General features: G+C 64.9%; 13 protein-coding genes. 5 read left to right on the top strand and 8 right to left on the bottom strand.

From position 1 onward, the window contains the following. The first annotated feature begins 3 nt into the window (after positions 1 to 3). Positions 4 to 1,503 carry a flavin-containing monooxygenase gene (locus CVO77_RS14645; protein WP_242445955.1) on the top strand — a complete coding sequence of 500 codons (1,500 nt, stop codon included), beginning with the start codon at positions 4 to 6 and terminating at the stop codon, positions 1,501 to 1,503. Next, complete coding sequence (locus tag CVO77_RS14640) at positions 1,500 to 1,841, top strand: EthD domain-containing protein (RefSeq protein ID WP_105999672.1); 342 nt, start codon at positions 1,500 to 1,502, stop codon at positions 1,839 to 1,841. Before CVO77_RS14645 ends, CVO77_RS14640 begins: the two co-directional genes overlap by 4 nt. Here CVO77_RS14640 and CVO77_RS14635 read toward each other — a convergent pair. From CVO77_RS14635 to CVO77_RS14615, 5 genes are all read right to left on the bottom strand, one after another. Further along, the gene (locus CVO77_RS14635) at positions 1,838 to 3,526 is read right to left on the bottom strand and encodes a class I adenylate-forming enzyme family protein (RefSeq protein ID WP_242445954.1); all 1,689 of its coding nucleotides are present in this window, start codon (positions 3,524 to 3,526) and stop codon (positions 1,838 to 1,840) included. The genes CVO77_RS14640 and CVO77_RS14635 overlap by 4 nt on opposite strands. Then, a complete protein-coding gene (locus CVO77_RS21045; protein ID WP_146130878.1) occupies positions 3,523 to 4,083 on the bottom strand; it encodes a cupin domain-containing protein in 561 nt (186 codons plus the stop codon). The genes CVO77_RS14635 and CVO77_RS21045 overlap by 4 nt, the downstream gene beginning before the upstream one ends. 137 nt (positions 4,084 to 4,220) lie before the next feature. Further along, complete coding sequence (locus CVO77_RS14625) at positions 4,221 to 5,366, bottom strand: serine hydrolase domain-containing protein (protein WP_105999669.1); 1,146 nt, start codon at positions 5,364 to 5,366, stop codon at positions 4,221 to 4,223. Positions 5,367 to 5,389: 23 nt separating this feature from the next. After that, entirely contained in the window at positions 5,390 to 7,168 is a 1,779-nt protein-coding gene (locus tag CVO77_RS14620; RefSeq protein ID WP_105999668.1) for a flavin-containing monooxygenase, read from the bottom strand. Beyond that, a complete protein-coding gene (locus tag CVO77_RS14615; protein WP_105999667.1) occupies positions 7,165 to 7,953 on the bottom strand; it encodes an HpcH/HpaI aldolase family protein in 789 nt (262 codons plus the stop codon). The genes CVO77_RS14620 and CVO77_RS14615 overlap by 4 nt, the downstream gene beginning before the upstream one ends. Positions 7,954 to 8,092: 139 nt before the next feature. Between CVO77_RS14615 and CVO77_RS14610 the strand changes: the two genes are divergently transcribed. The 3 genes from CVO77_RS14610 (at position 8,093) to CVO77_RS14600 (ending at position 10,301) form a co-directional block, all read left to right on the top strand. Then, positions 8,093 to 8,752: a GntR family transcriptional regulator gene (locus CVO77_RS14610; RefSeq protein ID WP_105999666.1), complete on the top strand. Its 660-nt coding sequence runs from the start codon at positions 8,093 to 8,095 to the stop codon at positions 8,750 to 8,752. Between the two features lie 81 nt (positions 8,753 to 8,833). Further along, positions 8,834 to 9,238, top strand: coding sequence for a nuclear transport factor 2 family protein (locus CVO77_RS14605; RefSeq protein ID WP_105999665.1), 405 nt, complete (start codon positions 8,834 to 8,836; stop codon positions 9,236 to 9,238). 523 nt (positions 9,239 to 9,761) lie between these two features. Continuing rightward, positions 9,762 to 10,301, top strand: coding sequence for a phosphatase PAP2 family protein (locus CVO77_RS14600; RefSeq protein WP_105999664.1), 540 nt, complete (start codon positions 9,762 to 9,764; stop codon positions 10,299 to 10,301). Positions 10,302 to 10,351: 50 nt separating this feature from the next. Here CVO77_RS14600 and CVO77_RS14595 read toward each other — a convergent pair whose 3' ends face one another. Genes CVO77_RS14595 through kdpC form a run of 3 tightly spaced genes read right to left on the bottom strand, consistent with a single transcriptional unit; the run spans position 10,352 to position 14,330 of the window. Further along, complete coding sequence (locus CVO77_RS14595) at positions 10,352 to 11,074, bottom strand: response regulator (protein ID WP_105999663.1); 723 nt, start codon at positions 11,072 to 11,074, stop codon at positions 10,352 to 10,354. Then, entirely contained in the window at positions 11,071 to 13,743 is a 2,673-nt protein-coding gene (locus tag CVO77_RS14590; protein WP_105999662.1) for a sensor histidine kinase, read from the bottom strand. The genes CVO77_RS14595 and CVO77_RS14590 overlap by 4 nt, the downstream gene beginning before the upstream one ends. Further along, entirely contained in the window at positions 13,740 to 14,330 is a 591-nt protein-coding gene (kdpC, locus tag CVO77_RS14585; protein WP_105999661.1) for a potassium-transporting ATPase subunit KdpC, read from the bottom strand. Before kdpC ends, CVO77_RS14590 begins: the two co-directional genes overlap by 4 nt. Positions 14,331 to 14,336 lie beyond the last annotated feature (6 nt).

Below are 14,336 nucleotides of genomic sequence, written 5' to 3'. Positions count from 1 at the left end.
GCCGTGAGCCCATCCATCGAGCATATCGACGTGCTCATCGTCGGCGCCGGCATTTCGGGGATCGGCGCGGCCTACGAACTCAAGCAGCAATGCCCCGGCAAAAGCTTCCTGATGCTCGACGCCTTCGAAAGCTTCGGCGGGACCTGGCACTGGCACACCTATCCGGGCATCCGTTCGGACAGCGACCTCTTCACCTTCGGCTACCGCTTCAAGCCGTGGCTCGGCGCGCCGATCGCGACGCGCGACGAGATCCTCAAATATCTGGGGGAGGTGATCGAGGAAGCAGAGTTGACGCCGCATATCCGCTATGGTCACCGCATCCGGAGCGCCGCCTGGTCGAGCGACGACGCGCGCTGGATCGTCGAGGCCGATCACGGTGGCAAGACGGTCCGCTTGAGCTGCAATTTCCTGTGGATGTGCCAGGGCTATTATCGCCATGCCGAAGGCTACACCCCCGACTGGGAAGGCATGGAGAATTTCGGCGGCGAGATCGTCCATCCGCAGACCTGGCCCGAGGATCTCGACCTGTCGGGCAAGCGTGTCGTCGTGATCGGTTCGGGCGCGACCGCGGCAACGATCGTGCCCGCGATCGCCGGAACCTGCGCGCATGTGACGATGCTGCAGCGCTCGCCGAGCTATTTCGCCTCGGACATGAACCGCAATCGCCTCGCCGATACGCTCCGCGAAATCGATGTCGATCCGCAGACGGTGCACGAGATCGTCCGCCGCCGGATCACGCACGACCAGCGCCAGTTTCTCGGTCGCGCGCTGGGAGAGCCCGAGACGGTCAAGGGCGAGCTTCTGGACGGGCTCGAGAAATTTCTGCCGCGCGCCACGATCGACGAGCATTTCACCCCGCGCTACCGTCCGTGGCAACAGCGCATCGCGGTGGCGCCCGGCGGCGACCTTTTCAAGGCGATCGGATCGGGCGCGGCGTCGGTCGTCACCGATCATATCGACCGCTTCACGCCGACGGGCATCCGCCTGGCATCGGGGGACGAGCTTGAGGCCGACGTCGTCATCACCGCCACCGGTTTCAGCCTGTGCGTGCTCGGCGACATCCGCTTCTCGATCGACGGTGCGCCGCTGAACTTCGCCGATTGCGTCAACTACCGCGGCATGATGTTCACCGGCGTCCCCAACATGGCCTGGATCTTTGGCTATTTCCGCGCCGCATCCTGGACATTGCGCGTCGATCTGGTTGCCGATTTCGTGTGTCGGCTGCTGCAACAGATGGACGCGATCGACGCCCGCAAGGTCATGGTCGCGCTGCGCGACGAAGACGCCGACATGCCGTTGTTGCCATGGATCGACGGCGAAACCTTCAACCCCGGCTATCTGATGCGCGACGTCCACCTGCTGCCCAGGCGCGGCGACAAGCCCGAATGGACGCACAGCCAGGATTATTGGTGGGAAAAGGACGCATTGCCGCAGGTCGACCTCGACGACGACGCCTTCGTCTATGAGACCGAAGCCGACGCGCGCGCCGGCAAGGCGGCATGATCTATCAGGTCCACGCGCTGGTACGGCTGCCGGGCCTTACGCACGCGGCCTTCGTGCATCACTGGCGCGAGCATCATGCGCCGCTCGTGACCAGCCTCGCCGCCGATCTTCGGATCAAAAGCTATGACCAGATGCCTGGCGTGGACTATCCTGCGGGCTGCGCGAGCCGCTACGACGGTTTCGCCATCGTCGGCTTTCAGGATCTGGAGGATTTCGAAGCGATGCTCGCGTCGCCCGAAGGGCGTGCGGCGGCGCGGCGTGTGCGCGAAGACGAAAAATCATTCTTCGACAGCAAGGCTTCGACGGTCACCTGGACTCGCGAAGTTCCGATCCTCTAATCTTCGAGCAGCAACCGGCCGAGATCGCGCTTCAGCAATTTTCCGCTCGCGCCGCGCGGAATCGGCATGTCAAGAATCCAGATGCGTTCGGGAATTTTATAGGCGGCGATCCGGCCCGCGCAATGCGCCGCGACCGTTTCCGGGTCGAGAACCGCGCCTTCATGCGGATAGACGGCGGCGCCAACGATCTCCCCCAACCGCGCGTCGGGGATCGCGAAGACGGCACATTCGGCAACCTCCCCCAGTTCATAGATCGCCGCTTCGACTTCGACACACGCGATATTCTCGCCGCCGCGCAGGATCATGTCCTTCTTGCGGTCGACGATATGCACGAACCCGTCGGTGTCGATCGTCACGATATCGCCGCTATGCAGCCAGCCGCCGGGAAGCGGATCAATCGCCGATCCGGTCGCATCCAGATAGCCCGCGATCACCGAAGCGCCGCGCACCCACAGCTCGCCGCGTTCGCCCGGCGCCACATCCTGCGCGTCGTCGCCGACGACCCGATATTCGAACGCGGGCAGGATACGGCCGCAACTCGTCGGCTTGGCGGCGAAAAAATCGCCGGCGATCGAGGCGATCGCGCCCGAAGCTTCGGTCATGCCATAGCCGGACGACGCCCGCGCCGTGAGCGAGGAATCCTCGATCCGCGCCAATATGTCGGGCGGGAGGCTCGCGCCGCCGCCGCTGAACGCGCCGAGGCTCGACAGATCGACGTCGTTGAAGCGGCTGTGGAGGACGAGTTCGCGGTGCATCACCGGCGTGCCGCTGATCATCGTCACCCCCTCGCGCTCGACGAGCGCGAGCGCTTCGGCGGCGTCCCACTTGTACATCAGCACGATGGTGCCGCCGAGGACCGCCGCCACCTGCGCGCAGCAATTGTTCGCGGTCACATGGAACAGCGGCGTCGTCACCAAGGCGACGGGCGGAGCCGCGGCGGGTAGCGGCATCGCCGTCGCCCGCGCCGTGGCGATTCCCTGAACCTCTGCTGCGAACAGGATGTTGAGGATGTTCGTGACACAGGCTTGATGCGTGAGGACGGCCGCTTTCGGCGTGCCGGACGTTCCCGAAGTATAGAATATACACGCAGCGTCGTCGGCCCCAAGCGGTGGCAGGATCGGCGTGCCGCAATGGTCGGCGACGGTGCTCCACGACACGAGATCTTCCCCCGCGGCGGCCGAGCGAAGGACCACGAGAATTCCCGCTGCGCCCGGTTCGCGATAGCTTCGCGCCCGTTCGAGGCGTTCGGCATCGACGAACAGGATCTTCGGCTTCGTCGCGGCCTCCACCCCGGCCATCTCGCTTGTCGACCACCAGGCGTTGAAACCGCAGATCGTCGCGCCGGCCAGAACGCCGGCCCAATAGATGAGCATCCATTCGGGATAATTGCGCATCGCGATCGCAACGCGATCGCCTTTGCCGATCCCCTGCGCCTGCATCCAGGCGGCGATGCGCTCCGATTGTCGGAAAGCATCGCCATAGGTCAGCCTTTCGCCTCCAAAGACAAGGCAAGGGCGGTCGGCGAACCGCATCGCCGCGTCGATCCACAGATCGCGAAGCGTCGCGGCAGCCGCCTTGTATGCGAGACGCGGAACGCCCCCGTCCTTGACAACATGGGTCTCGTAGCGCCCGCCCGGCGCGGTCAGTTCGTCCCAGACGGCCCGAAGCTCGGCAAAATGCGTCACAATGATTCCCCGTCGATGTTCGAATATGCGATCCTGCGGTCGATCAGGACGGCGAGGAAGAGCGCAGGGCCGCCATGCGCGTGCCATGCGTGCGCGGTTCCGCGCTGAACGACGACATCGCCGGGCGCGAGAAGGATTTCGTCATCGTCGAGGATGAGCGACGCGGAGCCCGACAGCAGGCAGACAATGTCGAGCGACGGGGTGCGGTGCATGATCAGATCAGGCCCATCCGGCACGAGGCAATCGGCCGCGTCAAGCTTCGCGAACGACCGCGAGACGGCGGCGCGCAGCTCATCGTCGGGCACGCTCGGCGGATGCGGTTCGATGATGAACCAGCGCACCGTCACTCCGCCCGTCGGCGGCGTCAGCACGACCGCATCGGGTCCTCGGTCCGCGCCGTCGAGCGGATCGAGCGCCATCGCCAGACTCTCACGCCAAATCTCGAACAGACCCGCAAGATGCACAGAGGGTGGCGCGTCGATCAACACGCCGGAGCCGCGCGGGCCATCAGCGGTCACGATTCGCCGCAATCGCTTTTCGATGCTTTCGCCTGCCATCGCTGCCTCGATCCTGGGAACCGACGGCCATAATCGCCGTCGCCGGCGAACCAAGGTCCGGCGAGGTCAAGGACGAGAGGACATTTTCGGAACCTTCGGCGCCGACGCGAAGCCCGCGGCGGGCAAGGCAGTCCTTGCTAAACTTTTGCCAGTTCCGCCCAGATAGCGCGAATGATGCCGAGCGAGCGCTCGTCCCCGATGGCCCCTGCCTGCATCCGGTTCATCGCATAGGCGAACACCGCGCGGGCGCGCATGTCGATGACGACGATCGACCCGCCCCAGCCGCCCCAGGCGAGACTATCGCCGTGCGGCGCCTCGATCGCCTCGGGCGGCAAACCAAAGCCAAGCCCGTAACGTGCGGGAGTGCCAAGAACGAGGTCAGTGCCTGCGATCTGCAGGTTCAGCGCGCGCCGACAGCCGCCCTCGGACAAGAAGCGCCGGCCCTCCATGACCCCGCCGTTGGCAAGAATTCCATGCACCCTGGCAATGGAGCGTGCGTTGCCGTGCCCGTTGAGGGCCGGAATTTCTGCCGCTCGCCATGCGCGGGTGCGAGTGACAAGCGGGTCACTCGGAGGGTTGGTCAGTGCGGCGAGGAGCAGCGGGCTCGGCAGATCGTCGCCCGGCACCACTGGCGGCGGCGGGATGAGGTCGGCCACCCGATGATCCTCGCTCGCGGGCAGGCCGATGTGAAAATCGGCTCCCAGCGGCTGCGCGATCTCTTCCCGAAACAGCGTCCCTACCGTCTTGCCGGCGACGCGGCGGATCACTTCGCCGGCAAGATAGCCCTGCGTCTGGGCATGATAGCCGGGCGCGGTTCCGGGCTCCCACCAGGGCGCCTGTGCGGCGAGGAGGCGGGTCATCTTCTCCCAGTCGTAAAGATCGTCGGGCGTGACCGGCTCCCGCCAGGCCGCCAGCCCCGATGAATGCGCCATCAACTGGCTCACCATGATGTCCGCCTTGCCGGCGGCCGCGAACTCGGGCCAGTAGCGCGCAACCGGCGCCGTAAAGTCGAGCGCTCCTCGGTCGGCGAGCAGCAGCGCGACGAGCGCGGTCATCGTCTTGGTAGTCGAATAGACATTGACGATCGTGTCGCGCTGCCAGGGGCGCGTTCCGGCCTCGTCCGCCCAGCCGCCCCACAGGTCGACGACCGTCTCGCCGGCGATTGTCACACTGAACGAGGCGCCGATATCCCGTCCGGTCGCGAAATTCCGCTCGAAAAGATCACGCACAAAGTCGAAGCGCTCGTGCGCGAACCCCTGCACGGTCGTGGTCAACTGATTCATGATCTGCTCCCATGGGCCGGAGTTCAGGCGTGTTGGATATCCAGACCCTCGAAAGTTCCGGCGGCGCACCAGTCCTTGATCAAGGCGATGAACTCCTCGGCGCCACCTGGATAGAAGCTGGCGAGCCCTCCCCCTGCCTGCGGCTGTCCGTCATTGTTGAAATAGCCGGGCGTGCATTCGGCATCGAAACGGGCGCGAAGTCCCGACAGGGCGTGAACGCGCTCGCTCCAGGCGTCCTCCGCCGCCGCGCTCGGCTCAAAGCTGCGAATCCGGTTGTCCCGGCAATATCCTACCATGAAGGCGAAGTGACGCGCGCTTTCACCCAGTCCGTGGGTCACATTCGCGGTCAGCCCCGATTGACTCGCGGTCTGGTTGAACAGATTCGGGAATCCGCGGTTCAAATGGCCGAACAAGGTTCGCATGCCGGGCGCCCATTTTTCGGTCAGGCTTTGCCCGCCGCGCCCGAAAATCTCAAAGCCATTGCGGCTTACCAGATCGGGCGTCTGAAATTCGAAGCCGCTGGCATAGATCAGGCAGTCGACCTCATAGGCTTCTCCGTTCACCCACACGGCCGTCTCGCTGATCCGCTCGACCCCGCGACCGTCGGTATCGACGAGCGACACATTGGGGCGATTGAAGGTATCGAGATACGCGTCGTGGAAGCAGGGGCGTTTGCACATGGCGTTAAACCATGGTTTCAGCGCCTCGGCGGTGGTGCCGTCCATAACGATGTCGTCGACGCGCGCACGAATCCCTTCCATATAGGCAAAGTCGGCTCGCTGGCGGCTGTCATCGCCGTCGTTGTAGCCCGCAATCTCGATGCCGACGCCGGTCAGGACTTCGGTCCAGCCGTCGTTGACGAGATCAACCTTCTGCGGGATGCCGCTGATCAGGCGGTTGAAGTTCACCATCCGCTCCATTTGCCAGCCCGGCCGCAAGCTTTCGGCCCAGACGGGATCGGTCGGCCCGTTGTTGCGGGCCGGAACCGCGGCGGGGGTTCGCTGAAAGACATAAAGATGTCCTGCCGACGCACCGAGATGCGGGATGGTTTGAACCGCGGTGGCGCCTGTGCCGATGATGCCGACGCGCTTGTCAGACAGCTTGTCGAGGCCGCCCGTCGCATTACCCCCCGTATAGTCGTAGTCCCAGCGGCTCGTATGAAAACTACGCCCCTTGTAACTTTCGACACCCGGGATTCCGGGCAGGCGCACGCTCTGGAGCTGGCCCGTCGAAACGAGAACGAAGCGGGCGCGAAGCCGGTCGCCCTGCCGGGTTGAGATCAGCCATCGGCCACTCGCCTCATCCCAGCGAAGCTCGCTGACTTCGGTTTGCAGCAGCGCGCGCCGATACAGGTCGAACTTCTCCGCGACCGACCGTGCGTAGAAAAACATCTCGGGTCCGCGGGTATATTTTTCGGTCGGAATATAATCCATATCCTCGAGCATGGGCATGTAGATATAGGATTCGATGTCGCACGAGGCACCGGGATAGCGGTTCCAGTACCAGACGCCGCCAACGTCACCCGCCTTGTCGATGATCCGAAAGTCGTCGATGCCCGCCTTCACGAGTTCGACCGCGGCTTGCAGGCCGCCCCAACCGCCGCCGATGACGGCGACTTCGATATCCTCCGAAACGGCGGCGCGCGTCGTTTGCGGCGTGTGTGGATCTTCGCGATACCGCGCAAGCGCGCCACTCGTCGCGATATATTGGTCCATGCCCTCGGCGCGAAGCCGCTTGGCGCGTTCGGCTAGATAGCGCGCCTTGAGCGCCGCGCCGTCCAGGCTGCCCTTATCGTCGGTCATTGCCTTGCCTCTCCCCGCAGCAGGGTCGCATAGCTCTGGGTGAGCATCCCGACGTCCGATCCGAGGATCAGGAAATGGAACCCCGCGGCGGTCCAGCGATCGATTTCGCTCGCTTGGGGGACAAATGTTCCCAGTTGCCGACCATGGCTTCGCGCTGCGGCGGCAATCGCCGCGATGGCGACGTCAAGCCGCGTCTTGCCATCGGCGCCCACGGCGCTCCCAAAAACTTCCCGGAAAACCCCCAATGATACGGCGAGATCGGCAGGCCCCACGAAGATGACGTCAATGCCGTCGACCGCGGCGATCGCCTCGACGTTGGCAAGTCCTTCGGCCGTTTCGATTTGGACCGCGACCAGAATCTGGCTGTTTGCCGTGCCTAGATAGCTTGCCAGCCGGGCGCCGAACAGGGTCGCCCGGCCCCCTCCCACCCCGCGCTTGCCGTCGGGTGGATAGCGGCACTGGTCAACCGCCGCGCGCGCGTCAGCGACGGTGTTGACATGCGGAACCACCACCCCCGCCGCACCGACGTCGAGCGCGGTGGCGATCCATCCGCCGCGTATATCGGGAACGCGAACGATCGCCGACAGGCCGGCGACATCGGCGGCTCTCACCAGATTTTCGATCTCGGTCCGGTCGAACAGTCCATGCTCGGCATCGAGCACGACGAAATCCAGGCCCGAGCAGCCCGCGATCTCGATCACTGCTGTGTTGGGGATCGAGATGAAGCTACCGATTTGCGGCACCCCTTTACGAAGCTCATCGCTGACGCGACCTAGATCCGGCATACCTCTCTCCCCGTTTCCCGCACCCTGATATCAAAGTGTCGACACTTTTATTGAAACTATCGACACTTTTGATTGTGTCAATCGGGAACTGTGTGATAGCGGTGAGGCTCGACGATGGCCGAGCAGGCAGGATGGGATTGTGGGTCACGAAAGCGGAATCAAGAAAGAGGGGCGCGCTGGCGATCTCGTTCATATTGTCTGGAGCGCCGTCCGCGATCGGCTGCTTTCGGGCACATTGGCCCCGGGAAACCGTATTCGCGAAGCCGAGATAGCTCGCGAACTCGGGATCAGCCGCGCGCCCGTGCGCGAAGCGCTGCGGATGATGGAGCAAAAAGGCCTCGTCGCCAAATCGCCCAATCTCAGCTATGTCGTCGTGACCCTGACCGAGCGCGACATCTCCGAGCTCATGACGATGCGGGTGGCGCTCGAGGGGCTCGCGGCGAAATTATCCTTCCGCCGCGCGCGGACGATCGAAGCGATGACGGCCGCGCTTTCCGACATGCGCAAAGCGGTGAAACGCAACGACTATGTCGCTGCGATGGCGAGCGACAAGGCCTTCCATCTCGCGATGATCGAGGGGGCCGATCATGACCGGCTGCGCGAGGTCTATGCAACTCTGACCGACCAGATGCATCTGGCCTATGTTGGCCTGTCGCTACGGCGGCCCGATCTGACCCGGATCGTGAAGGATCATGAGTTGCTGTTCGATCTCGCCGTCAACGGCGCCAGCGAAGACCTGGTGGAGGAACTTACGAGGCATATCCAGTTCGCATCGACCGTGCTGCGCAACACCGTGTGACGGTCGCGCCTCTCGATCGACGGCGGGGCGCGCGGGGAGCCGTCGAAGAATGCCGGATTGCGGCCAGTGGAAGGATCGACGATGGGGATCGAAGACAACAAGATCGTGGTAAGAAGGCTGATGGACCGCCTTACCGCGGGCGATACAAAGGGGGCGGTCGACCTGTTATCGGATGATGGCAGGTGGTGGGTAGGCGGCAAGGCCGACCTGTTCCCGGTCGCCGGCTACAAGAACAAGACAGAGTTGCGCGCACTGCTGGACGACCTCATCCTGCCGATGCCAAATGGCCTCAGCATGACGATCAAAAGCATGATTGCCGAGGGCGACAGAGTGGCTGCCGAGGTGGAATCCTATGGCGAAGCGCCGAACGGGCGCCTCTATAACAACGAATATCATTTCCTCATCATCGTGCGCGACGGATTGATTTTCGAGGTCAGAGAATATCTGGACACGATGCACGGATTTGACGTCTTCGTACGACCTTGACCTCCGCAGCGACCACGACGGCTGGTGGCGGACGTGGATCATATCGGCGTCGGCGGATTCGCCGCTGTTCTCGACCTTTCGGGCGGGGCACATGTTTACGGAAATTGATCACCGCGCCCGAGAGCGCGTCAGCCGCCCATCGGGCAGCGCGGAAGATTGTTTAGGTGTTTGATCCCATGGCCTGATGGTGTGATCCTTTCGTTAGAATGGAAGGAAGCATTATGGGACAGGTTCGTCACGGAAGCGCCATGACCACGCACGCCAGTCCACGCGGCGCGACGTCACTTCGGTGCTCGGATTATTAAGTGAGGTTCCGGCGACGAGTTCAAGCCGAGATTCTCCATCACGCCCTCGAGCAATGACAGCCCGACCGTCGGCGGCTCAAACGGCAGCGAGGCTGTTTTGAGTTCTCGCAGCAGCACGCACTTCTTTGCTTCGTGGCGGAAGTGCGATATGTCGGCGCACGGAAAATGGGGCTTGTCGTTTCGGACCCATCGGCCCTCTTCAATAAGGCGACGTCGCCATGCGCAAAATTTGGATCGTCGCCGTCGTCGCGACAAGCCTGTTCAGCGCCGCGCCCGCCCACGCCAGCGAAAAGGGGTGGAACGATGCCGGATCGATCGCGCGCGACGCGCTGGTCGTCGCGGCGTTCGGTGTCCCCGCGGTGCAGGGCGACTGGGACGGCGTGTTGCAGGCTGGCGGCAGCATCGCTGTCGCCGCCGGCGCCACCTACGGCCTCAAGGAAGCTTTTCCCGAACGGCGCCCCGACGGCAGCGACAACAAGAGTTTTCCATCGGGCCATACGTCCATGTCCTTCGCCGCCGCAGCGACGCTGCAGAATCGCTATGGCTGGAAGGTTGGCGTTCCGGCGCAGCTTGTAGCCGCCTTCGTTGGATTGAGCCGCGTCGAGGCGAGGAAGCATCATGTCCACGATGTCCTCGTCGGCGCCGCGATCGGCGAAGCGTCGGGCTTCCTGATCACGCGCCGCGCGAACGACCGCATCCAGGTCTTCCCGTGGGGCGACACCAAGGGTGGCGGGGTTGCGGTGACGATGCGCTTCTGACCATCGAGTCGTAATTCTGCCCGACGTACACGCGCGAAGGCGCCGCTGCTTCAGCCCGGCCCGGATTCGCCTGCCGCCGGATCGGCGCCCAGCCGCAACCGATAGCCGATGCCGAGTTCGTTGCAGATGATCCGCGGCTGCTGCGGGTCGGTCTCGACCTTCTGGCGCAGGGTGCGGACGAGCACGCGCAGATATTCGACATGATGATCATGCTCGCGGGGCCAGACCTCGGCCATCATCTGCTTGTGGGTGATCACCCGGCCGGGAAAGCGGGCAAGCTGCGCCAGCACGGCATATTCCTTGGGGGTAAGATGAACCTCCCGTCCCGCCTTCGTCACCGTTCGCGCGACCAGGTCGATCGTCACATCGCCCACCGACAGGGCCAGCGTGCCGCCATCCCGCGTCAGGCGATTGCGTAGCGCGACCCGAACGCGGGCGAGCAGTTCGTCGGTGTCGAAAGGCTTGGTCAGATAGTCGTCGGCGCCGAGATCGAGCGCCGCGACCTTTTCCTCGGTGGCCTCGCGCGCCGAGACGACGATCAATGTCGTGTCCGACTGCTGTTTGAAAAGCGATACGAGTTCCAGGCCGTCGCGGTCGGGCAGCCCGAGGTCGAGCAGAATGATGTCGGGACGCTCGGCGTGCAGGCGCTCCATCGCCTCGCGGGCATTTTCGGCCTCGACGATCGCATAGTCCGATCGCGCCAGCGCGGCGTGGATCAGCCGCCGGATATGGAGTTCGTCGTCGACAATCAGAATCTTGTGACGGACTCTCATGGCATGTCCTTGTCGCCCAGCTGTGTGATGAGCAGCGATTCGGGAAGGCGGATGGTGAAGCAGGCGCCGTGCGGGTCGCTGGCGTTCGCCGCCTCGACCGAAAGCCCCATCGCCTCGGCGAAGCCCTTGACGATCGCGAGGCCAAGGCCGGTGCCATGCTTCGCCCGGTCGCTTCCCTCGAGGCGGGTGAAGGTTTCGAACACGCGCTTTTCATTTCCCGGGGCGATGCCGGGACCCTGGTCGATCACCGACAGCAGGATCGCATCGGCGGTTCGCCGCGCGCGAATGACGATCGGTGTATCGGGGTCGGCATAGCGCCCGGCATTGTCCAGCAGGTTGATCAGGCAATGGTGGAGCAGCACGGGATCGACGCGAACCAGCGGGATGTTGGCCGGGATATCGACCTTTACCTCATGCCCCGCCAGCGAGGCCCGCGTGTCGTGCGCGGCGCTCGCGGCAGCGTCGAACAGATCGGTCGCCTCGACCTTCAGTGGCAGCGCGCCCGCTTCGACGCGGACCATGTCGAGCAGGTTCGAGACGAAGCGGTTGAGGCGGTGGGCTTCGGCTTCGATCGTCGCCGCCATTGCGGGGGACGGGTCGCGCTGCATCGCTTGCGCGGCCGACAGGATGGTGGTCAGCGGCGTGCGAAGATCGTGACTGACCGACGACAGCAGGGCGGAGCGCAGCCGGTCGCGCTCGTCGACCTGCCGCGCGTGCAGCGACGCTTCTTCCAACTCCATCCGATCGAGTGCGATCGACGCCTGGTCGAGCAGGCTCATCAGGAGCGGAACCTGGTCGGAGCGCACCGGCTCGCCCGCATCGTCCCGGCTCATGCCAAGGACGCCGAGCACGCCGCGCGTCGTGCGCAGCGGATGGAACAGCCAGTCGGACGCGGTCAGCGTCGCCGAGCCGCGGCCGGCGGGCTGCGCATTGTCGATCGCCCATTGCGCCGCGGCACGCTCAATCTGTTCGAGGCGGTCCTCGGGCGGCACCGCGGCGCGCAGCATCGGCCCGTCGGCGGAGGGCAGCAGCAGCACGGTGCGGACGTCGAGCAGCCGCCCGACCTCGGCGCAGATCGCGTGCATCAGCCCGTCCTGGTCGGGCGCCGCGATCAGCAGCCGCGAGAAACTGGCGAGCGCGGCATTCTGGCGCGCGCTCGATTGGGCGAGGTCGGCCTGCGCGCGCACCCGCGCCGCGAACTGGCTGGTCACGACCGCGACGCCGAGCAGCACGAGAATGCTGACGATATTTTCGGGGTTGTTGACGGTCAGCGTTCCCGTCGGCGGCAGGAAGAAGAAATTATAGGCGAGGCTGGAAGCGAGGGCCGCAAACAGACCCGCGCGCAGGCCAAAGGTCGCGGCGGCGAACATCACCGGGACGAGATAGAGCAGCGCGATGTTGCTGAGATCGATGACCTCGATCAACAGGCGGCCGAGCGCCGTCATCGCCACGACCATCGCCAGCGACCAGATATAATGCGCCGGCCGCCCCCAGCGGCCGGGCCGGGCGACGAGAGGATTGCGCTGGCGCACCTGCTTGTCGGCCTCACCCGGCAGGACATGGACCGCGACATCGTCGATCGTCCGGACCAGCTGGTCGACGACCGAACCGTGGCGCATCTCGAACCACCAGGGGCGGGTCGATTTGCCGATCACGACCTGCGTGGCGCGCGCGTCCTCGGCAAAGGCACGCAGTCCCTCGACCACGCTCGCCGCCGGGACGGTCGCCGTCGACGCGCCGAGCCGCGACGCGAGCGCGAGGGTGTCGGCGAGTTGCCGCCGGTCGTCGTCCGACATCGCCCGGCTGCGCCGCGTTTCGATATAGACCGCGGTCCACGGCGCCTTCAGCGCGTCGGCCAGCCTTTTGCCCGCACGCACCAGTTCGGCCGCCACCGGCAATTCGCTGATCGCGACGACGATCCGTTCGCCGACCGCGAAACTGCCCGCGAGCGCGTGGCTGCGGACATGGTCGAGCATCTGCGCATCGACGGCATCCGCCGCGCGGCGCAGCGCGAGTTCGCGCAGCGCGGTCAGGTTCGACTTGGAAAAGAAATGGCCGAGCGCGCGCGATGCCTCTTGCGGAATATAGACCTTGCCGTCGCGCAACCGCTCGATCAGTTCGTCCGGCGGGATATCGACGACCTCGATCTCGGCATTTTCAAGAATCGAGTCGGGAACGGTTTCGCGCACGCGAACGCGCGTGAACGATGCGACGACGTCGTTCAGGCTCTCGACATGCTGGATGTTGAGGGTCGAATAGACGTCGATGCCGGCATCGAGCAGTTCTTCGACATCCTGGTAGCGCTTGGGATGGCGGCTGCCCGGCGCATTGCTGTGCGCGAGTTCGTCGACCAGGACGAGCCGCGGACGGCGTTCGAGGATCGCGTCGATGTCCATCTCGCCCAGGCTGTGTCCCTGATGATCGACGAGGCGGCGCGCAATGACCTCATGGCCGTGAACCAGCGCTTCGGTCTCGCGCCGACCGTGCGTTTCGACGACGCCGATCACCACATCAACCCCGGCCTCGCGACGCTGGCGGCCGCCGGTGAGCATCTCCCACGTCTTGCCGACCCCCGGCGCGGCGCCAAGAAAGACCTTGAGGCGCCCGCGACCTTCCTGCGCCGCCTGGCGCAGGAAGGCTTCGGGAGATGGGCGTGTCGCTTCGGTCACGCAGGCGGTGTAGCGCCAAATGTATCCAGTCGTCGATTGAGGATGAAGACATTGACGCGCGGCTCGCCAAGAAAGCCCAGCAACGGCGGCTCGACGCTCCGTTCGACCAGCCCACGCACCATCGCGGGATCGAGCGAGCGGGCCCGCGCCACGCGATCGACCTGATAGAGAGCCGCCTCGGGGCTGATATGGGGGTCGAGCCCCGAGGCGGAGGTCGTCACCAGGTCAGGCGGGACGATCGACCCTGGCGCCGTCTCGGCAAGGCGGGCGACATCGCGCTGTACGCGGTCGGCCAGCGCCCGCGATGCCGGCCCCAGGTTCGAGCCCGAGGAGGCGAGTCCGTCATAGCCGTCGCCCGCCGCCGATGGTCTGGTGTTGAAATAGCGCGCCGAGGTGAAGGCCTGGCCGACCACGGTCGATCCGATGACGCGGCCCTTGTCGCGCACCAGGCTGCCGTTCGCCTGCACCGGAAAAAGCGCCTGTCCGATGCCGGTCAGCGCCAGCGGGTAGGCGAGGCCGAGCAGCAGCGCGAACAATGTCGTCATGACGAGTGCGGGGCGCAGCGCGCTGATAAGATCCTTGTCCATTGTTCC

The organism is Sphingopyxis lindanitolerans, from assembly GCF_002993885.1.
Lineage (GTDB): Bacteria > Pseudomonadota > Alphaproteobacteria > Sphingomonadales > Sphingomonadaceae > Sphingopyxis > Sphingopyxis lindanitolerans.
This window is presented reverse-complemented; position numbering and strand designations above follow the sequence as displayed.

What these genes read in the sequence shown, in the direction of transcription:
- CVO77_RS14640 (WP_105999672.1), top strand. Translation starts at nt 1,500, where the DNA reads ATGATCTATCAGGTCCACGCGCTGGTACGGCTGCCGGGCCTTACGCAC.
- CVO77_RS21045 (WP_146130878.1), bottom strand. Translation starts at nt 4,083, where the DNA reads ATGGCAGGCGAAAGCATCGAAAAGCGATTGCGGCGAATCGTGACCGCT.
- CVO77_RS14625 (WP_105999669.1), bottom strand. Translation starts at nt 5,366, where the DNA reads ATGAATCAGTTGACCACGACCGTGCAGGGGTTCGCGCACGAGCGCTTC.
- CVO77_RS14620 (WP_105999668.1), bottom strand. Translation starts at nt 7,168, where the DNA reads ATGACCGACGATAAGGGCAGCCTGGACGGCGCGGCGCTCAAGGCGCGC.
- CVO77_RS14615 (WP_105999667.1), bottom strand. Translation starts at nt 7,953, where the DNA reads ATGCCGGATCTAGGTCGCGTCAGCGATGAGCTTCGTAAAGGGGTGCCG.
- CVO77_RS14605 (WP_105999665.1), top strand. Translation starts at nt 8,834, where the DNA reads ATGGGGATCGAAGACAACAAGATCGTGGTAAGAAGGCTGATGGACCGC.
- CVO77_RS14600 (WP_105999664.1), top strand. Translation starts at nt 9,762, where the DNA reads ATGCGCAAAATTTGGATCGTCGCCGTCGTCGCGACAAGCCTGTTCAGC.
- CVO77_RS14595 (WP_105999663.1), bottom strand. Translation starts at nt 11,074, where the DNA reads ATGAGAGTCCGTCACAAGATTCTGATTGTCGACGACGAACTCCATATC.
- kdpC (WP_105999661.1), bottom strand. Translation starts at nt 14,330, where the DNA reads ATGGACAAGGATCTTATCAGCGCGCTGCGCCCCGCACTCGTCATGACG.